This window comes from Brachybacterium kimchii, assembly GCF_023373525.1.
GTDB classification, from domain to species: Bacteria; Actinomycetota; Actinomycetes; order Actinomycetales; family Dermabacteraceae; genus Brachybacterium; species Brachybacterium kimchii.
Genome location: NZ_CP097218.1, coordinates 4,114,555 through 4,132,938 on the forward strand (window position 1 = coordinate 4,114,555; position 18,384 = coordinate 4,132,938).

The following is an 18,384-nucleotide window of genomic DNA, read 5'->3' on the forward strand; positions in this document are numbered from 1 at the left end:
ATCCACTGTAGCCACCACGTCCCTCACGACCTCGGAACAGCGGGGCGGACGCCCGGTGTCACGCGCGGTGCCGCACTCGGTGTCAGCCGACGGGCAGGTCCTCGGCGTCCAGGATCGAGTACGCGTAGCCCTGCTCGGCGAGGAAGCGCTGGCGGTGGGCGGCGAACTCCTGGTCCTGGGTGTCGCGCGTGACCACGGTGTAGAAATGCGCCTCGCGCCCGTCGGCCTTGGGACGCAGCAGACGACCGAGCCGCTGGGCCTCCTCCTGGCGGGAGCCGAAGGCGCCGGAGACCTGGACGGCGACGCTCGCCTCGGGGAGGTCGATGGAGAAGTTCGCGACCTTGGAGACCACGAGACGGTCGATCCGGCCCTCGCGGAAGGCGTCGAAGAGCTCCTGGCGCTTCTTCACGGGGGTCTTCCCGGTGATGAGGTCGCAGTCCAGGCGCTCGGCGATCTCCTCGAGCTGGTCGAGGTACTGGCCGATCACGAGCAGCCCCTCGCCGGCGTGCCGGGAGGCCAGGCGTTCGACGACGTCGAGCTTGCCGGGGTGGGCGGCGGCGAGGCGGTGGCGGTCGTCGGCCTCGGCCCCCGCATGCAGCATGCGCTCCTCGCGCGTCATGCTCACGCGCACCTCGGTGCACACGGCCGGGGCGATGTAGCCCTGGGCCTCGATGTCCTTCCAGGGGGCGTCGTAGCGCTTGGGTCCGATGAGGGAGAACACCTCGCCCTCGCGGCCGTCCTCCCGCACCAGCGTCGCCGTGAGGCCCAGGCGCCGACGGGCCTGGAGGTCGGCGGTCATCCGGAACACGGGCGCGGGCAGCAGGTGCACCTCGTCGTAGACGATGAGGCCCCAGTCGCGAGCGCTCACGAGCTCGAGGTGCGGATGCACGCCCTTCCGCTTCATCGTGAGCACCTGGTAGGTGGCGATGGTGACGGGACGGATCTCCTTGGAGGCGCCCGAGTACTCGCCGATCTCCTCCTCGGTGAGCGAGGTGCGTCGCAGCAGCTCGGCCTTCCACTGGCGGGCGGAGACGGTGGAGGTGACGAGGATCAGGGTGGTGCGGCCCATCTCGGCCATCGCCCCGGCGCCGACGAGGGTCTTGCCGGCGCCGCAGGGGAGCACCGCGACCCCGCTGCCGCCCTCGACGAAGGCGTCGACAGCCTCGCGCTGGTAGGGGCGCAGGGTCCAGCCGTCCTCGACCAGGGAGATCGGATGGGACTCGCCGTCGACGTACCCGGCGAGGTCCTCGGCGGGCCAGCCCAGCCGCAGCAGCGCCTGCTTGAGCGCGCCGCGCTCGGAGGGGTGGACGGCGATCGTGTCCTCGTCGATGCGCGTCCCGAGCATCCCCGCGACCCGCTTCGAGCGGGAGACCTCGGTGAGCACGGCGCGGTCCAGGGCACGCAGCACGAGGCCGTGCGCGGGATCGGCCTGCAGCTGCAGCCGGCCGTAGCGGTCCATGGTGTCCGCGACGTCCACGAGCAGGGCGTGCGGGACGGGGTAGCGGGAATGGTCCACGAGAGCGGCGACGACGGTCTCCGCGTCGTATCCGGCGGCGCGCGCGTTCCACAGACCCAGGTCGGTGATCCGGTAGGTGTGGATGTGCTCGGGCGCGCGCTCGAGCTCCGCGAAGGGCGCGATCGTCGCGCGGGCGAGCGCCGCGGAGGGATGGTCGACCTCCAGCAGGAGGGACTTGTCGCTCTGGACGATGAGGGGGCCGTCGGTCACCCGAGCGAGGGTACGCCGGGTGCGCGGCAGCGGCGCGGGCCCCGTCGGACGTCTCACGTGCTCGAGCGGCGGGGCCCGAGCAGTCGGCCCCCGCCTCTCACCGCCGGGGCCGACGCCTCAGCGCGGGAGTGCGCGCCCCTCGATCCGCTCGAACAGGCCCAGCAGGAACAGCGAGGTGAACGGCGTGATCACGATGTCCAGCACGTTCAGCCAGGTGCCGAGCGAGGACGCGATGAGGACGAGGACGCATGCGATCACGGCGGTGCCGAGCCGCCGGCTCGCGGCGCGGGAGCCGTCGCCGATCGCGACCTCCGTGCCCCGCGCAGTGGCGGCCGGCGCGAACAGGAGCAGGACCATGGCGACCAGCCCCGGGATCACGCACAGCACGAAGCCGACGGCGGTGAGCACGCCGCAGATGACGATCGTGAGGATGACGCGGCCGTCGCCCGCGAAGTAGCGCGTGGGTTCCTGCCGGTCCCCGCGCAGCACATCGACGCCGAAGCGCAGGGTCCCCGCGGTCCACAGGAGCTGGATCACGAGATATGCGACGGCCAGCAGAAGCTGTGCGGGAGCGAGCGCGATCGGGATCCAGTCGGGGACCACGTCGGCGACGCCCTGCAGCCCGAGCAGTCCCGTGGAGTCGTCGTCGCCCGCGAGGGCGGAGAGGATGTCCAGCGCCAGCGCGATCGCTCCGTAGATCACGGCGGGGAGCACCAGCGAGCGCCAGTTCCGCACGACGCCGGTGCCCATGAACGTCAGCGCCGCGCCGAGGTCGGCGCCGAGGTCGCCGCGCGGCGCCGATCCGCCCGGTGTCTGCGGGTGCTGCGGGAACTGCGGGCCCGGACCCTGCGGGGGAGGGGGCTGGGCTGTCATGCCCGCACCGGCTCCGTGAGCGCGCGGCCGCTGACCCGCTCGTAGAGACCGAACTGGAAGAGCACCAGCAGCGGCACCAGCAGGACCGAGCCGACGACGATCATGCCGGCGATGCTGGAGGCGGCCATGAAGATCACGTAGGCCAGGATGGTGATGCCCAGGTGTCCGCGCACCAGGGCGAAGCTCTCCTTGATCGCAGCGCCAGGGCTCGCACCACGAGCGGCCGCGGGGATCGCATAGAAGGAGAGCACCGCGAGGATCAGACCGGGGATGTAGAGCAGGATCATGCCGATCGCGACCATGATGCCGACGAGGAGCGCGGTGAGGACCACGCGGCCGGCGCCGACGAACGACGAGCCGAGCGAGGGGCGCTCACCGGAGCGCACGGTCTCGGCGGCGCGCGCCGCACCGGACTGCCACAGGATCGAGACGATGCCGGCGAAGGGAAGAGCGGCCAGGACGATCCCGTACAAGGCGAAGATCGCTCCCGCGGGGACCTCGTCAGAGGCCGGGGAGTCCTGCATCATCCCGACCATCACGGCGATCCCGATGCCGGTCGCGATGCCGACGATGACGAGGACCGCCACGGACCACACGATCGCGGGCACGAGGAACGCGGTGACGTTGCGCGCGAACGCCGACCACATCCAGCTGACCGAGGCGCCGAGATCGGCGCCCAGGTCGGTGCCCGGGGCGGGGCCGGTCGCGCCGGCGGACTGCGACTGCGGGCCTGCCGGGAACTGCTGCCCGGGCTGGTCCTGCTGGCCCTGCTGACCGGTCTGGTCCTGCTGCCCGGGCTGGCCGTAGGGCGAGGCCTGGCCGTACGACGCGGGGGAGCCCTGCGCCTGCTGCGGTGCGCTCCAGGCGCCCGAGTTCGCGCTGCTGCCGTCGTCGGGGCCGCCGGCGCTCTCGCTGCCGGGGTACGGGGGGATGCTGCTCATGGCGGTGCTTCTCCTCGGTGCTGCGGGGCCGACCAGTGGTCGATCGCCCTCCGCGACGTGGGGTCTGGGGTCGTCGGGTCTCGTGGTGCGGGCACGACGCTACCGGGCGGCCGGGTGCTCGTCGTCCCTCGTTCGTCGGTCGGATGGGCCGACGGAGGTCGGCGTGGGGCGTGCTGCCGATCACGGCAAGCCCTGGCACGGCAGCGCAGCGGACGCGCACCGTCCCTACAATGGGCGCGACGGCAGGCGCAGGTGCCCTCGGGTCATGCCCGGGGACCGTTTCGCGCCGCCCCCGGACGCGCGGTCCTGCCGCACGCCGGCAGCCCGCACTCGATGCAAGGAGCACATCCATGGCCAGCTTCGAACCTTCGCCCGCGAACGTCGCCGACATCGGCGTGACCGGCATGGCGGTGATGGGGTCCAACCTCGCCCGCAACCTCGCGCGCAACGGCTTCAAGGTCGCGATCCACAACCGCTCGGTCGCCAAGACCGAGACCGTGTACGACAACTACAAGGACGAGGGCGAGTTCTTCCCCTCCGAGTCCACCGAGGACTTCGTCAACTCCCTGCAGAAGCCGCGCGTGGCGATCATCATGGTGAAGGCCGGCGGCCCCACCGACGCCGTCATCGACGAGCTCTCCCAGTACATGGAGGAGGGCGACATCATCGTGGACTGCGGCAACGCACTGTTCACCGACACCCGTCGTCGGGAGCACGCGCTGCGCGAGAAGGGCCTGCACTTCGTGGGCGCGGGCGTCTCCGGCGGCGAGGAGGGCGCGCTCAACGGCCCCTCGATCATGCCCGGCGGCACCGTCGAGTCCTACGACCGTCTCGGCCCGATGTTCGAGAAGATCTCCGCGCACGTCGACGGCGTCCCCTGCTGCACGCACGTGGGCGCGGACGGCGCCGGCCACTTCGTGAAGATGGTCCACAACGGCATCGAGTACGCCGACATGCAGGTCATCTCCGAGGCCTACGACCTCATGAAGCGCGCGCTGGGCATGGACGCCGACGCCATCGGCGACGTCTTCGCCGAGTGGAACAAGGGCGACCTCGAGTCCTTCCTCATCGAGATCACCGCGATCGTGCTCAAGCACAAGGACTCGCGCACCGGCCAGGCCTTCGTGGACGTCATCCTCGACCAGGCGGCCCAGAAGGGCACCGGCGCCTGGACCGTGCAGACCGCCCTCGACCTGGGCGTCCCGGTCACCGGCATCGCCGAGGCCACCTTCGCGCGCTCCATCTCCGGCGACGCCGCCGAGCGCGAGGCCGCCCGTGCGACCCTCAAGGGCGAGACCCTCGACGAGGAGATCACCGACAAGGCCCAGTTCATCGACGACCTGCAGAAGGCGCTCTACGCCTCCAAGCTCGTCGCCTACTCGCAGGGCTTCGAGGAGATCGCCAAGGGCGCCGAGACCTACGACTGGGACATCCAGCTCGGCGACATGGCGAAGATCTGGCGCGGCGGCTGCATCATCCGCGCCAAGTTCCTCAACCGCATCACCGAGGCGTACGACCGCGAGCCCAGCCTGAAGCTGCTGCTCGCGGACCCGTACTTCACCGAGGAGATCGCCAAGTGCGTGCCCGCGTGGCGCCGCGTGGTCGCCTACGCCGCCGCCAACGGCTTCCCGGCCCCGGTGTTCGCCTCCTCGCTCGCGTACTACGACGCGGTGCGCGCCGAGCGCCTGCCCGCCGCTCTGGTGCAGGCCCAGCGCGACTACTTCGGCGCCCACACCTACAAGCGCGTGGACGACGAGGGCACCTACCACGTCGAGTGGTCGGGCGACCTCACGGAGACCCGCCAGGACGGCTGATCCCCTCGGCTTCCACAGGGAGTGCAGTCGCGCGAAGGGCCCGGACCATTGGTCCGGGCCCTTCGTGCTTGCTCAGGCGACGCCGCTCCACGGATCTCGCCGATTCGGCACCGCACTCGAGGGGTCAGTACGTGTCCATCGACCCGCTGTTGAACATCGCGATGAGCGCGGCGACGTTGAGCCCGATGTAGATGAGCCAGAGGACCACGCAGATCGCGTACGCGATCCAGCCCCACTTGTAGAGCTTCTCGGCCAGGGGCAGGTCGGTGTCGGCCTTCACCAGCCCGATGATCGCCAGAACGAGCGTGATCGGGTTCCCGAGGCAGACCACACCCACCACCAGCTGCACGATCCACTTGGTCTTGCTCACCGGGGCTCCGGGCACAGGGCCCTGGGCGCCGGGTACGGGAGCGCTGAAGTTGGGGTTCGGGCTGGTCATGGTCGGGTCCCTTCGTCGGTCCGGCGAGGAGGTGCCGGGTCGTCGTTGCTGTCGCGGCGATCCACGATCTGCGGCGCCGTAGGGAAGCATAGGCAATCGAATACGAGTTCGACCATGGGGATAAGTCCCCATGAGCCGGCGTGACATGGGCGCGCAGGACAGCGGAGAGGCCCGTCGCCCGGTGCCGCTCGCGCCGCCTCAGTCCAGCGTCACCCTCTGCACGAGCACCGTGAACTCCTCGTCGTCCGCGCTCGCGCGCGCCCGCAGTCGCCCGTCCTCCACACCCAGCGGGACGACGTCGACGCGCTCGATGCCGCCGCGTCCGTCCACGATCCCCAGGCTCACGCTCCTCCCCGCGGCCGACGCCTCGAGCAGCAGGTCCACCGTGCTCGGCGCGCCCTCCCCGGACTCCGCACGCCGCAGCCGCGCAACGGCCTCCGCGGGTTCGAGAAGTGCCGACGGGCCAGGCGCCGCGGGCGCGCGCACCAGCTGCTCGACGGCCTCGCCGCCGCCCCGCCGTGCAGCCGCACCGTCGGCCGCACCCCGTGCGCCCAGGCGCACCGCCGGCGCGTTCGCGTCCCCGTCGGCGAGAGGCGAGAGGCCCGCCGCCGCGGCCAGGCGCAGCAGCATGCGGGGCTCGCACGCTGCGATCGCGACCGTCGGCGCGAGGCGCTGCAGCCCTGCGCCCGCGGCACCCGGCTGGGCGAGCAGCAGGACGATCGCGTCCTCCTCGCCGGTCACGTAGGCACGGGCGGGGCCGACGTGCACCTTTCCCAGCCGTCGCTGCTCGTCGTGCACGAGGTATTCGAGGGCCTGCGGGATCGGGGTGCGCGAGGCCTCGCGCAGCAGCCCCAGCAGCTCCTCGGCATCCCGCCCGTCCTGGAGGGCACTGCGCACGGACGCGGGCGTCGCGCGCAGGGTCAGCGCGCCGCCGCGGGAGACCACCTCGGTCCACGACTCGAGGGCGGCGAGCCGCGGGCTCGGCCGTCCGGGGACGACGATCGTGAGGTCGGCGCCCAGCAGCACCTCGTCGACCGGCGCCGGGGCCAGGTCGACGAGCGCACTGGTGAGTCGGGCGTCGGCCGTGGGCAGCTCCGCCTCCAGCACCTCGACGAGCGCCTCGCCGAGCACCGTGAGCGCGCCGCCGTCCAGGAGCCCGAGGGCCGCGCCCTCGTGCAGCACGGCCCTCACGTCCCGCGCCAGCGTGCGCGCGGGGACCAGCGGATGCCACCAGGCGAGCGCCGCGTGCAGCCCCTGCTCGGGAAGGTCTTGGCCGGGGTGCGCGGCGAGGATCCGCAGCAGGCGCGCGCGCCGCGAGGCGGCCTGGTCGATGCGCGTGGCCTCGGAGAGCAGTGCGCGCGGGGTGCCGGTCGCATCGGCCTCGCCGGCCGCGACGGCGAGGTGGTCGCCGTGCGCCCAGGCCAGCGCCACCTCCGCCCAGCGGTGCTCGGGGCCGTGCTGCCACAGCTCGGCCCAGTCTCCCGTGGGCGCCCAGGTCTCGCCGTCGTGCCCGAGGAGCCCGGCGAGCCAGCCCGACTGCAGGATCGTCGCCGCGGCGACCTCCTCGATGCCTGCGTCCGCGGCGAGCCGTCGCAGGTCGCGCTGGGGCAGGCCGCCGCGGCGCAGCACTCCGGGGGCGGTCTCGTCGTCCCAGCCGAGCACGCCGTCCAGGACGCGCACGGCGTCCAGGGCGCGCTCGACCGCGCCCGCTGTGCGCGTCCCCGGGATGCGTTCGCGGATCTCGGACCCGCCGGGGTCCGGAGGGTCCTGCGGGAAGGATGCGAGGAGGCGTCCGCCGCGCAGGGCGAGATGCACGCTGCGGGGGATGCGCAGGGCGGAGCCGTCGGCGACGGCGACTCCCGCCGCGAGCAGCCGGTCCGCCAGGTCCCCGGTGCCGGCCTCGAGGCGCCCGGGGGCCCAGCGCAGACGGTCCAGCGCCGGCGCGAGCTCGGCGGGGACGCGGTCGAGAAGGGCGCGGGCCTCGTCGGCCGACGGGTCCTCGGCGTGCGCGGGAGCCAGGCCGGCGGGGGAGCGGAGCCCCTCGCGCACGGCCCGCACCAGGTGCAGCTCGTCCTCGCCCCAGAGCAGGGCGAGGGTGCGCAGGTGCTCCAGATGCACTGCGAGCGAGGCGATCGGCGCGTCGAGCAGCGCTGCGATCTGCGGCGGGGAGGCGCCGTCGCCCAGCACCGCGAGGGCGTCGACGACGGCGAGCTCGGCGGCCGTGAGGGAGCCGAGGGTCCGACGGGCCGACAGCGAGCCGGTGGCCCGCGCCGCGAGGGCGCCGAGACCGTGGGGGAGCGGATGCAGCAGATCCGGGCGGGCGCTCAGCAGACGCTCGAGGCGCGTGTCGTCGAAGCGGCGCAGGGAGTCCGCGAGGGAACGGAGGGAGTCGGCCATGGCACGTCCAGCATAGGCTTGTCACCAGCACGCCCCCATAGCCCAATCGGCAGAGGCAGCCGCCTTAAAAGCGGCTCAGTGCGGGTTCGAGTCCCGCTGGGGGCACCGCGGCGAGGCACCGGCAGCGCAGCACCGGCGGCGCGGCCTAGGCCGGCGGCCGCCGCTCACTCCTGCGCTGCCCGCGTCGCCCGCCCGAGCGCGGTGACGAGGACCGCGAACACGCTGGCGAAGAGGATCTGCACCCCGATGCACGCGGCGACGGCGAGCGCCGGGTAGCTCGGCAGCGCGCCCAGCACGAGGCCGAACACGGGCACGCCGAGGGCGATGCCCACCTGCTGGAGCGTCGAGAACAGCCCGCTCGCGAGGCCCGCGAGGTCATGGCTCACCGCGCCCATGACGCTGCCGATCAGCGGCCCGTACATCGCGGCCTGCGCGACGCCGAGCACCACGAGCACGAGGCACAGCAGCACGAGGGGCGGGTGCCCGTCGCTTCCCACGATGATCGCCGCGGTCGCCGCGAGCATGACGGCCTGGCCGGCGACGCCCGCGAGCATCACGTGCCGGGGCGTCCAGCGGGCGACGAGCGCGGGCAGCAGCGCGCTGGTGACGACGAACCCGGCGGCGAAGACGGTCAGCACGGTCGCCGTGGTGAAGGCGCCCAGGTGCAGGCCGGTCTGCAGAGTGGTGGAGAAGTAGTAGACGAAGCCGCCGTAGCTCGCGAAGAACACGAGCGTCAGGGCGAGTCCGAGCTGCAGGGGGCGCACCCGCAGCGCCGAGAGCGGCACCAGGGCGTGGGCGTCCGTGCGATGGCGCTGCCACAGGGCGAAGGCGGCGAGCAGCACGGCCGCGAGCACGAGCAGCGAGACCACGGCCGACGTCGCCAGCAGCGAGCCCGCGCCGAGCGGCAGCACGATCGCCGCGATGGCGGCACCCAGCAGCAGCGCGCCGAGCGGGTCGAGCCGGCTCACCCGGCTCGAGGAGGTCTCGGGGATCGCGCGCGCGGCGAACAGGGCCACAGCGGCGACGAGGGACACGAAACCGAAGGCGAGGCGCCATCCGGCGCCCCACGGGTCCGCGGCGACGAGGGCGCCGGCGCCGATCTGGCCGATCGCGGTGCCGCCGCCGATCACGGAGGCGTACGCGCCGGTCCAGCGTGCCCGGGAGCGCCCGACGGTCGTGTGCTGGATCGTCGAGAGGACCTGCGGGAGTGCGAGTCCGCTCGCGACGCCCTGCAGGACTCTGCCCACGAGCAGCACGCCGGCGCCCGGTGCGAGCGCGACCAGCAGCGACGCCGGGACCAGGGCGGCGAGCGCGATCTGCAGCATCCGGCGCCTGCCCCAGGCGTCGCCCAGGCGCCCGCCGAGGACGAGCGAGGAGGCGAAGCCCACGGAGAACAGGGCGACGACGAGCGTGCCGGTCGAGGCGGTCAGGCCCAGGCCGTTCTCGAGAGCGGGGAGGGCGAGGGTCGAGGAGCCGAAGATCAGGTTGCCGGTGATGGCGGCGGCGAGCAGCACGACGCCGCCCGCCCCCAGGGGCGCTCGCGTCGGCTCCGGCGGCTCCGTCGGCTCCGGCGGCGCCGGGGAGTCGGAGCTCAGGGTGATCGGCCCGCCCGGGGCATCAGGGGCGCCCGGGGCGGCAGGGGAGTCCGCCACGGCGGCGGCGTGCGATGCGGAAGCGGTGCTGCATGACATGGGTCCATCTGACTCCCCATCTATCCAGGTATCCAGATGCCCTTTATCCTGGTACCCATGGTGCTCGCCTCCCGTCCAGCCTCTGCCCCGTCGACCGCCCCGTCGACCGCCGCGGCATCCGCGTCCTCTCCCTCGTCGGCCTCCGGGGCGTCCGCCTCCGCTTCCGCACGCGCTGAGCTCGCAGGATTCCTGCGGAGCCGTCGCGAGCGCCTCACCCCGGACCGCGTGGGCCTTCCTCCGGGTGGGCGCCGCCGCACGCCGGGACTGCGCCGCGAAGAGGTCGCGATGCTCTCGGGCATCGGTGTGACCTGGTACACCTGGCTCGAGCAGGGGCGCGACATCACCCCCTCCGTCCAGGTCCTCGACGCCCTCGCCCGGGCCCTGCTGCTGGACCCCGACGAGCGCGCGCACCTGCATCTGCTCGCCACCGGCTCCCGGCCGGACGACGCCGGCGACCCCGCCGGATGCAGCATCGTCACCGCCGACCACGTGGAGCTTCTCTCGCGCTTCGAGGGCGTCCCCGCCTGCATCCAGACCGCGAAGTTCGACATCCTCGCCGCGAACGCGACCTACCGGTTCCTCATCACCGACATCGACGAGGGGCCGCTCGAGGATCGCAGCTGCATGGTCCGCGCGTTCCTCGACCCGGTCTGGCGCTCCGCGTACGACGACTGGGAGGCGACCACCGCGCGCATGGTCGCGCGGCTGCGCGCCGCCATGCCCTCCCACCTCGACGACCCGAGCTGGACGGGCCTCGTGGAGCGCATGCGCACGAGCTCCGAGCGTTTCGATGAGCTCTGGCAGCGCCACGACCTCACCCGGGAGGGCGCCCGCGACCAGGTCTTCCACCTCCCGCGCGCAGGGGACGTGACGGTCCGCTTCACGCGGCTCCTCCTCGACGAGGCGGCGAGCGTGCACCTGAACGTCCTGCAGCCGGTGGGCGAGGAGGACGCCCGGCGACTCGCCTCCCTCGCCCCCGCCGCCGCTCCCCACGTCACCATGCGCCCCTCCCTCGCCGAGCGCCTGGGGGAGGAGCTGAGCGGGAGAGAGGGCGGGCGGCTGGGAGAATACGCGGCATGACCTCCCCGCACTCCCCGTCCGCGGCTCATCTCGACGAGCGCCTCGACGCCGTCCTCGCGCGCCTGGACGCCGCCGCCGAGCGCGCGGGCCGCGACCCCCGCGAGATCCTCGTGCTGCTGGCGACCAAGACCCGCACCGCCCCCGAGATCGTCGATGCCGTCCGCGCCCTCCACCGCCGCGGTCGCCGCGTCGCGGTGGGGGAGAACCGCGCCCAGGAGATCGCCACCCACGAGGACCCCGCGCTCGCCGCCCTGGAGTCCGAGCTCGCCGTGCCGCGCCACTTCATCGGCCGCCTGCAGCGCAACAAGGCACGCGACGTCGTCGCCTTCGCCTCCCTGGTCCACAGCGTCGACCGCCCCGAGATCATCGACGCCCTCGCCCGCCGCGCCGAGCTCGCGGGTCTCGAGCGCGACGTGCTCGTCCAGGTCAACACCTCGGGGGAGGAGTCCAAGGGCGGCTTCGCCCCGGATGCCGACACGATCTCCGAGGCCGTCGGCCGGATCCGCGCCGCGGGCGCCCTGCGCCCCGTCGGCCTGATGACGATCGGCGCGCACACGCGCGAGGAGTCCGCGGTGCGCGCCTCCCTCCGCCGACTGCGCACCCTGCGCGAGGAGCTCGCCGACCCCGCCCTCGTCGAGCTCTCGATGGGCATGAGCGCGGACCTCGAGATCGCCGTCGAGGAGGGCGCGACCATCGTGCGCCTCGGCGCCGCCGTGTTCGGACCGCGCGCGGTCTGACGGGTGCCGCCTGACGGGCGGGCGGTCCGGTCAGGTCACTCCGGGCCGACGAGGGCCGTCGGCAGGCCGTACTCGTGCTCGAGCACCTCGCAGGCCGCGCCCACGGCGATGAGGTCCGTGCCGCGCGTGGAGAGCATGACCTCCACGTGCACCCACGGCTCCTCGCGCAGGCCCTCCTCGAGGGCGCCCCGGATCGCCTCCATCATCGGCTCGTGGTGCGCGTACACGGTGCGGCCGCCGAGCACCACGCGGTCCACGTCGACCAGTCGCACCAGGTCCAGCACGATCGTGGCGAGCACGCGCGCCGCGTCTGCGACGTCGCCCCGCTCGAGGGAGGCCATGAACTCGGCCTGCGCGCAGCCCCGCCTCCCGCACTCGCAGGCCACGCCGTCCATCCGCACCACCGTGTGCCCCACCTCGCCCGAGTGCGAGTGGGCGCCGCGCACGATCGTGCCGTCGAGGCTCAGGCTCGCGCCGAGTCCGTCCTCGACGAGCACCAGGGCGGCGTTGCGCAGCAGTCCGGGCTGGGACCAGGTCTCGCCCACGATCGCCGCGCGCGAGTCGTGGTCCAGCAGCACGGGCATGCCGAGCGCCTCGACGAGCATCCGGCGGATCTCCGCGCCGCGCCACGGATCAGGGGCCGACGTCCCGCGATAGACGCCGCCCGCGACGTCGACCGGCCCGGGCATGCCGACGCCCGCGCCCAGCAGCAGGCCCTCTCCCAGGCCGGACAGCTCGCGGGCCTGGGCGGCGAGGGTCTCGATGAGCTCGGGGACGGGCTGGCGGTGCCCGATCTCGATCTCGCGATGGGCGACGACCTCGCCGGTGAGGTCGGCGACGACGCCGCGCACGCGGGTGCGGGTGAGGTGCAGCCCGATCGCCCGACGCGACGAGGGCACGATCCGGTAGAGCGTGGTCGGCTTGCCTGGCCCCGAGATGATCGAGCCCGCGCCCGCCATCAGCCCGCGCTCCATGAGGCGGCCCAGGATCTTGGAGATGGCCTGCGGCGTGACGCCGAGCGCCTCGGCGAGATCGGCGCGGGAGACCGGCTCGCCGCGGCGGGCGACCGCGAGCACAGCGGCGTCGTGCGCGCCCGCGACGCGGTCCAGTGGGGTGCTCGGTCTCACGTCCTCATCCTCCCACGCGGGGTGTGATGCGGATCAGGGCACCCGATCCGGCCCGACCCCTTGACGTAACGCAACAGCGTTTGCTTATTCTTGTGCACCGGGTGATGGAGCCCGTCCGCAACCGCCCCATCGACCAGCGGCCGCAGCCCTCACCGGCCGCCGCTGCCAGCGATCACCGCTCCACCCGCACGCACTTCGAGGTACTCCCCATGACCACTGTCACCACCGCCCCCACGGCGTCCGACCAGATCAGCCCGGCTCGCCGCCGGCTCGCCCTGTTCGCCCTGGCGCTGGGCGGCTTCGGCATCGGCGGCTCCGAGTTCGTCTCCATGGGCCTGCTGCCCGGGATCGCCCACGGACTCCTGCCCGACCTCATGGCCTCCGACCCCGAGACCGGCATCGCCCGGGCCGGGATCGCGATCTCCGCCTACGCGCTGGGCGTCGTCGTCGGCGCCCCGATCCTCGCGCTGCTCTCGGTGCGCTGGAGCCGCTCGTCGATGATCGTCGCGCTCGCCGGCGCGCTCGCCCTCGGCACGCTGCTCTCCGCGGCCATGCCCACCTTCGAGCTGACCGTCGCCGCCCGCTTCCTCGCGGGCATCCCGCACGGCGCCTACTTCGGCGTCGCCTCCCTGCTCGCCGCCTCGCTGATGGGCCCCGGCAGCCAGGGCAAGGGCGTCGCGCTCGCCCTCTCCGGCCTGACGGTCGCGAACCTGCTGGGCGTCCCCGTGCTCACCGCCATCGGCCAGGCCGCCGGCTGGCGCGCCGTCTACCTCGTGCTGACCGGCGTCTTCATCGCCACCGTGCTCGCGCTGCGGGCGACCGTCCCGGCTCACGAGAAGCCCGTCGGCCGCCGCATGGTCGACGAGCTCGTCGCCCTGCGCCGAGTGCAGCTGTGGATCGTCATGGGCATCGCCGCCGTCGGCTTCGCCGGCTCCTTCGCCGTGTTCAGCTACGTCTCCGACATCACCACGCAGGTGACCGGCGCTCCCGAGAGTGCCGTCCCGTGGGTGCTCGTGGCCGCCGGCCTCGGCATGACGATCGGCAACGTCGTGGGCGGCGCGGGCGCCGACCGCTCCCTGCAGCGCACGCTCATGGTCGGCTTCCCCGGCTTCATCCTCGCGCTGGTGCTGCTCTTCGCCGTCGCCCACACCAACCTGGTCGCCCTGATGGTCGCGTTCTTCCTGGTGAACCTCGCGAACGCCTCCCTGAACCCGGCCATGCAGACCTGGCTCATCGGCATCGCACGGCGCTCCGAGGTGCTCGGGGCCTCGCTCAACCACGCCGCCTTCAACGTCGCCAACGCGCTCGGTGCGGGCCTGGGCGGCGCCGTCATCGCCGCGGGCTTCGGCTACCGCTCGACCATGGTCGTCGCGCTCGTGCTCGCGGTCACGGGCTTCGCGATGGTCACCGCGACCCTCGTGGCCCTGCGGGTGCGCGCCCGTCGCCGCCTGGAGATGCTGCGCGGCACCGAGTTCACCACCACCGGCGCCATCGAGGCGATCGACGAGGAGGCCGCGCTCGAGGCCGAGGACGATGTCGAGGCCGAGGCCGACGTCGAAGCCTCAGGCGAGACGGAGGACGGAATCGCCGCGCGGTCGCGCGCCGCGCGCCCGGTCGCCGTCGGCTGATCCTCGCGGGTCGATCGCCGGAGGCCGACTGGGGGGTTCCACCCGGCCGACGGTGTCACCGAGCGGTATATAGCGGCGCTCTCTGCCTTATTTGGCAGAGAGCGCCGCTATATGCCGCTGCGTGACATCGATCCGCCGCCTCGTCCCTCTCCCCGCCTCTGGGCGCGGCACCGCGCGGCGATGCCGCGCGGTGGTGCCGCGCGGTGATGCCGCGCGGCCGCCCTTCTGACCTGGGACCGGGCCGCACGACGTAATCCCCCTAACTCCCGTTATGGCAGTCAAAACGTACGGCTCTAGGATGGGCGCATGCGTCGCCCCGCCGTCCTGGCGTGGCGCCCGTCGCCCCGTCCCAGGAGGTTTCCGTGGTGCACATCCAGACCGTCGCCGTCCAGGCGCTGCGCGAGAACGAGCAGGAGCACGGGGCCGTCGTCCCGCCCGTGCACCTCGCCTCGACCTTCGAGCTGGACCCGGCGACGTCCGACGGCACCTTCTCCTACCAGCGCGGAGGGAACCCCACGCGCGCCCAGCTCGAGCAGGTGCTCTCCGCGATCGAGGGCGGCGGCCGCGCCTTCGCCTTCGCGACCGGCATGGCGGCGACGTCCGCGGCCTTCTCCCTGCTGGGCGCGGGTGACGAGGTCATCCTCTCGGCGAGCGTCTACGGCGGCACGTACCGCCTGGTCACCGAGTACTTCCCGCACCAGGGCCTCGGTCACCGCTTCGTGGACGACCTCGGCGAGCTCGACGACGACTCCTTCACCGAGAGCACGCGCATGGTGTTCATCGAGACCCCCGCGAACCCGACCCTGCGGGTGACCGACCTGCGCCGCATCGTCGAGCTCGCCCATGCCCACGGCGCCCTCGTGGTCGTCGACAACACCTTCATGACCCCGGTCCTGCAGCGTCCGCTGGACCTGGGCGCCGATCTCGTCGTGCAGTCGGCCACGAAGTACCTCGCCGGCCACTCCGACCTCCTCGCAGGCGTGGCCACCACGCGCGATGACGCCCTGGCCGATCGGATCGGCCTGGCCCAGAAGGCCTACGGCGCCGTGCTCTCGCCCTTCGACTCCTACCGCCTGATCCAGGACGTGAAGACCCTTCCGCTGCGCCTCGAGCGCCAGCAGGCGAGCGCCGTCGAGATCGCCGAGCACCTGCGCGGCCACGACGCGATCGCCGCCGTCCTCACCCCCGGATCGCACAGCGCGGAGGAGGCCGCCATCCAGGCCTCGCAGGCCACGGGCCCCGGCGCGGTGCTCTCCTTCGAGCTCGATCCCGCCGTGGACCGCGTGCGGTTCCTGGAGGCGCTGCAGATCCCCGCTTTCGCGGTGAGCCTCGGCGGCGTCGAGTCCCTCATCTGCCACCCCGCGTCCATGACCCACGAGGCCATGACCCCGGAGGCGCGCGAGGTCGCCGGCATCAGCGACGAGCTGCTGCGGCTGTCCGTGGGCATCGAGGACGTCCGCGACCTCATCGCCGATCTCGACCAGGCCCTCGCCGCCGCACGCTGAGCGTCGGCCGCTCGCACGCCCCATCCATTCGCCCCATCGCATCTTCCCCGCGCTGACCAGGAGGTCCGCCATGAACCGTCCGCTCCCGCCCCGCACCCTCCATCCGACCCTCACCACGCGACGCACCCTGCTCACCGCCGGCGGCGGCCTGGGCCTGGCCGCTCTGCTCGCCGCCTGCGGTCCCTCGCAGACCCGCGGGGAGGACGGCTCGGTCTCCTCCGACGGCGGCGGGAAGGCGGCCGACGAGGACCTGCTCGAGCGCATCCAGTCCGGCAAGTCCATCCGCATCGGTCTCGAGGGCACCTACCGCCCCTACGCGTACCACGACGACAAGGGCGACCTGGTCGGCTTCGAGAAGGACATCGCCGACCAGATCGCGAAGGGCCTCGGCGCGACGGCGAAGTACGTCGAGACCGAATGGGACTCGCTCATCGCGGGCCTGGACGTCGACAAGTTCGACATCGTCGTGAACAACGTGGGCATCACGCCCGAGCGCGAGAAGTCGTACCTGTTCTCCGAGCCCTACGCCCGCTCCATCGGCCGCGTCGCGGTGCCCGAGGACTCGAAGATCGAGTCCTTCGATGATCTGAAGGGCAAGCGCGCCGCTCAGTCCGCGACCAGCAACTGGGCCGCCCAGATGGAGAAGCTCGGCGCCGAGATCGTGCCCGTCCAGGGCTTCGCCGAGGCCATCGAGCTGCTCACCCAGGGCCGCGTCGACGCGACCGGCAACGACCTGGTCTCCTTCCAGACGTACCAGAAGGAGAACCCCGACAAGAAGTTCCGCCTCCTGGAGGACGAGCTCCCGGACGACACCGAGGTCGGGATCATCATGCCCAAGGGCCAGGAGCCGCTGCAGAAGAAGATCGACGAGATCCTCGACGGCATGAAGTCCGACGGGTCCCTGAAGAAGATCTTCGAGAAGTGGGTGGGCCAGGACCTCACCCCGAAGAGCTGATCGAGCGCCATGGACACGCTCCAGATGTGGGCCGACAACCTCCCGCGGCTGCTGCTCGCGGCCCTCGAGGTCACTGTCCCGCTCTCGCTCATCTCCTTCGCGATCGCCATGGTGCTCGCGGTGATCACCGCGCTGGGGAGGCTGTACCTCCCCGGTCCGCTGAAGGTGATCCCGTGGCTGTACGTGTGGATCTTCCGCGGCACCCCGATGGTGGTGCAGCTGTTCATCGTCTTCTTCGGGCTGCCGAACCTCGGCATCGTGCTGCCCGCGATGACCGCCGCCGTGGTCACCCTCGCGCTCAACACGGGCGCCTACGCCTCGGAGGCCGTGCGCGCCTCGATCCTCTCGATCCCGCGCGGCCAGTTCGAGGCGGCCCAGACGCTGAACCTCTCGCGGCGCACCACGTTCTCCAAGGTGGTCGCACCGCAGGCGTTCCGCATCGCCCTGCCTCCGCTCATGAACGATTTCATCGACCTGGTGAAGGGCACGAGCCTCGTCTTCGCGATCACGATCACCGACCTCTTCCAGGTGGGCCGCCAGATCGCGGCTGCGAACTTCCAGCCGATGGCGATGTACACGCTGGTCGCGCTCATCTACCTGGTGATCGTCTCTGTGCTGAGCCTGCTCCAGATGGTCCTCGAGAAGAAGGTGTCCGCCCATGTCCGCACCAGCTGAGAACGAGTCGGCCGGGAAGCGGGGCCCCTCGCTGCTGGAGTCGCTGCGCCTGCGCGGCGTCCGCAAGACCTTCGGCTCCCTCACGGCGCTCGACGACGTGGACCTCGACATCCCGCGCCGCGGCACCACGGTGCTGCTGGGCCCCTCGGGGTCGGGCAAGTCGACCCTGCTGCGCTGCATCAACCTGCTCGAGCGGCCCGACGCGGGCTCGATCGACTTCGGCGACGGACCGCTCCGTCTGGGAGGGCGTCTGAGCGCGCGCACCGTGCGCTCGGTCCGCTCCCGCTCGACCATGGTGTTCCAGCAGTTCAATCTGTTCCCGCACCTCACGGCCCTGGGCAACGTGACCCTCGCGCCGATCCACACGGAGGGCCTGCCGAAAGCGAAGGCCGAGGCGCGGGGCCGGGAGCTGCTGGAGAAGGTGGGGCTCGGCGCGAAGGCCGACGACTATCCGGACCGGCTCTCGGGCGGGCAGCAGCAGCGCGTCGCGATCGCGCGGGCGCTCGCCATGGAGCCCGACGTGCTCCTCTTCGACGAGCCCACCTCGGCGCTCGATCCGGAGCTCGCGGCGGAGGTCGTCGCCGTGCTCGCCGACCTCGCCCGCGAGGACCGCACGCTCGTGGTCGTCACCCACTCGCTCGCGTTCGCCCAGCGCGTGGCCGACAAGGTCGTGTTCCTCGAGGACGGGAAGGTCCTGCTCGACGGCCCGCCGAAGGACTTCTTCGAGAGCGAGGACGCCCGGCTGCGGCGCTTCCGGGAGATGGTCAGCTCGGCGGTGTGAGCCGCGGGCCCTCGT

General features: G+C 72.7%; 15 protein-coding genes and 1 tRNA gene. 9 read left to right on the forward strand and 7 right to left on the reverse strand.

What is annotated here, in order from left to right:
• Positions 1-82: 82 nt before the first annotated feature.
• The 3 genes from M4486_RS18685 to M4486_RS18695 all read right to left on the reverse strand — a co-directional run bounded on the left by M4486_RS18685 (position 83) and on the right by M4486_RS18695 (position 3,540).
• Positions 83-1,726, reverse strand: a complete 1,644-nt coding sequence (locus tag M4486_RS18685) for a DNA repair helicase XPB (RefSeq protein WP_249478822.1) — start codon at positions 1,724-1,726, stop codon at positions 83-85.
• Between the two features lie 117 nt (positions 1,727-1,843).
• Positions 1,844-2,599, reverse strand: a complete 756-nt coding sequence (locus tag M4486_RS18690) for a hypothetical protein (RefSeq protein WP_249478823.1) — start codon at positions 2,597-2,599, stop codon at positions 1,844-1,846.
• Complete coding sequence (locus tag M4486_RS18695) at positions 2,596-3,540, reverse strand: DUF7847 domain-containing protein (RefSeq protein ID WP_249478824.1); 945 nt, start codon at positions 3,538-3,540, stop codon at positions 2,596-2,598. The genes M4486_RS18690 and M4486_RS18695 overlap by 4 nt, the downstream gene beginning before the upstream one ends.
• Positions 3,541-3,890: 350 nt before the next feature.
• Here M4486_RS18695 and gndA point away from each other — a divergent pair, with 350 nt between their 5' ends.
• Positions 3,891-5,354: an NADP-dependent phosphogluconate dehydrogenase gene (gene gndA, locus M4486_RS18700; RefSeq protein ID WP_249478825.1), complete on the forward strand. Its 1,464-nt coding sequence runs from the start codon at positions 3,891-3,893 to the stop codon at positions 5,352-5,354.
• A 124-nt stretch (positions 5,355-5,478) separates the two neighbouring features.
• Here the strand turns inward: gndA and M4486_RS18705 are convergent, their stop codons facing one another.
• Together M4486_RS18705 and M4486_RS18710 are read right to left on the reverse strand one after the other, a co-directional pair.
• Positions 5,479-5,793, reverse strand: coding sequence for a hypothetical protein (locus tag M4486_RS18705; protein ID WP_249478826.1), 315 nt, complete (start codon positions 5,791-5,793; stop codon positions 5,479-5,481).
• Between the two features lie 198 nt (positions 5,794-5,991).
• Entirely contained in the window at positions 5,992-8,190 is a 2,199-nt protein-coding gene (locus tag M4486_RS18710; RefSeq protein WP_249478827.1) for a helicase-associated domain-containing protein, read from the reverse strand.
• A 31-nt stretch (positions 8,191-8,221) separates the two neighbouring features.
• Here M4486_RS18710 and M4486_RS18715 point away from each other — a divergent pair.
• Positions 8,222-8,295 (forward strand) — tRNA-Leu (locus M4486_RS18715).
• A 59-nt stretch (positions 8,296-8,354) separates the two neighbouring features.
• On the opposite strand, the gene M4486_RS18720 is transcribed toward M4486_RS18715, so the two are convergent.
• Positions 8,355-9,842: an MFS transporter gene (locus tag M4486_RS18720; RefSeq protein ID WP_249478828.1), complete on the reverse strand. Its 1,488-nt coding sequence runs from the start codon at positions 9,840-9,842 to the stop codon at positions 8,355-8,357.
• A 96-nt stretch (positions 9,843-9,938) separates the two neighbouring features.
• Here M4486_RS18720 and M4486_RS18725 point away from each other — a divergent pair, with 96 nt between their 5' ends.
• Together M4486_RS18725 and M4486_RS18730 are read left to right on the forward strand one after the other, a co-directional pair.
• On the forward strand, positions 9,939-10,961 hold the full coding sequence (locus M4486_RS18725; protein ID WP_249478829.1) for a helix-turn-helix transcriptional regulator: 1,023 nt from the start codon (positions 9,939-9,941) through the stop codon (positions 10,959-10,961).
• Positions 10,958-11,698, forward strand: coding sequence for a YggS family pyridoxal phosphate-dependent enzyme (locus tag M4486_RS18730; protein WP_249478830.1), 741 nt, complete (start codon positions 10,958-10,960; stop codon positions 11,696-11,698). Before M4486_RS18725 ends, M4486_RS18730 begins: the two co-directional genes overlap by 4 nt.
• A gap of 35 nt (positions 11,699-11,733) precedes the next feature.
• Here the strand turns inward: M4486_RS18730 and M4486_RS18735 are convergent, their stop codons facing one another.
• Complete coding sequence (locus M4486_RS18735) at positions 11,734-12,825, reverse strand: ROK family transcriptional regulator (protein ID WP_249478831.1); 1,092 nt, start codon at positions 12,823-12,825, stop codon at positions 11,734-11,736.
• A 209-nt stretch (positions 12,826-13,034) separates the two neighbouring features.
• On the opposite strand from M4486_RS18735, the gene M4486_RS18740 reads away from it, so the two are divergent.
• The 5 genes from M4486_RS18740 (at position 13,035) to M4486_RS18760 (ending at position 18,369) form a co-directional block, all read left to right on the forward strand.
• Positions 13,035-14,453, forward strand: coding sequence for an MFS transporter (locus M4486_RS18740; protein WP_249478832.1), 1,419 nt, complete (start codon positions 13,035-13,037; stop codon positions 14,451-14,453).
• Between the two features lie 365 nt (positions 14,454-14,818).
• On the forward strand, positions 14,819-15,958 hold the full coding sequence (locus M4486_RS18745) for a trans-sulfuration enzyme family protein (RefSeq protein WP_249481177.1): 1,140 nt from the start codon (positions 14,819-14,821) through the stop codon (positions 15,956-15,958).
• Between the two features lie 70 nt (positions 15,959-16,028).
• Positions 16,029-16,913: a transporter substrate-binding domain-containing protein gene (locus M4486_RS18750; RefSeq protein WP_249478833.1), complete on the forward strand. Its 885-nt coding sequence runs from the start codon at positions 16,029-16,031 to the stop codon at positions 16,911-16,913.
• Positions 16,914-16,922: 9 nt separating this feature from the next.
• On the forward strand, positions 16,923-17,588 hold the full coding sequence (locus M4486_RS18755) for an amino acid ABC transporter permease (protein WP_249478834.1): 666 nt from the start codon (positions 16,923-16,925) through the stop codon (positions 17,586-17,588).
• Positions 17,572-18,369, forward strand: coding sequence for an amino acid ABC transporter ATP-binding protein (locus M4486_RS18760; protein WP_249478835.1), 798 nt, complete (start codon positions 17,572-17,574; stop codon positions 18,367-18,369). The genes M4486_RS18755 and M4486_RS18760 overlap by 17 nt, the downstream gene beginning before the upstream one ends.
• Positions 18,370-18,384: the final 15 nt, after the last annotated feature.

Bases quoted from the DNA above. Each gene is read 5' to 3' on its own strand.
- M4486_RS18755 (WP_249478834.1), top strand. From the start codon at position 16,923: ATGGACACGCTCCAGATGTGGGCCGACAACCTCCCGCGGCTGCTGCTC.
- M4486_RS18730 (WP_249478830.1), top strand. From the start codon at position 10,958: ATGACCTCCCCGCACTCCCCGTCCGCGGCTCATCTCGACGAGCGCCTC.
- M4486_RS18740 (WP_249478832.1), top strand. From the start codon at position 13,035: ATGACCACTGTCACCACCGCCCCCACGGCGTCCGACCAGATCAGCCCG.
- M4486_RS18760 (WP_249478835.1), top strand. From the start codon at position 17,572: ATGTCCGCACCAGCTGAGAACGAGTCGGCCGGGAAGCGGGGCCCCTCG.
- gndA (WP_249478825.1), top strand. From the start codon at position 3,891: ATGGCCAGCTTCGAACCTTCGCCCGCGAACGTCGCCGACATCGGCGTG.
- M4486_RS18690 (WP_249478823.1), bottom strand. From the start codon at position 2,599: ATGACAGCCCAGCCCCCTCCCCCGCAGGGTCCGGGCCCGCAGTTCCCG.
- M4486_RS18710 (WP_249478827.1), bottom strand. From the start codon at position 8,190: ATGGCCGACTCCCTCCGTTCCCTCGCGGACTCCCTGCGCCGCTTCGAC.
- M4486_RS18750 (WP_249478833.1), top strand. From the start codon at position 16,029: ATGAACCGTCCGCTCCCGCCCCGCACCCTCCATCCGACCCTCACCACG.
- M4486_RS18725 (WP_249478829.1), top strand. From the start codon at position 9,939: ATGGTGCTCGCCTCCCGTCCAGCCTCTGCCCCGTCGACCGCCCCGTCG.
- M4486_RS18695 (WP_249478824.1), bottom strand. From the start codon at position 3,540: ATGAGCAGCATCCCCCCGTACCCCGGCAGCGAGAGCGCCGGCGGCCCC.
- M4486_RS18705 (WP_249478826.1), bottom strand. From the start codon at position 5,793: ATGACCAGCCCGAACCCCAACTTCAGCGCTCCCGTACCCGGCGCCCAG.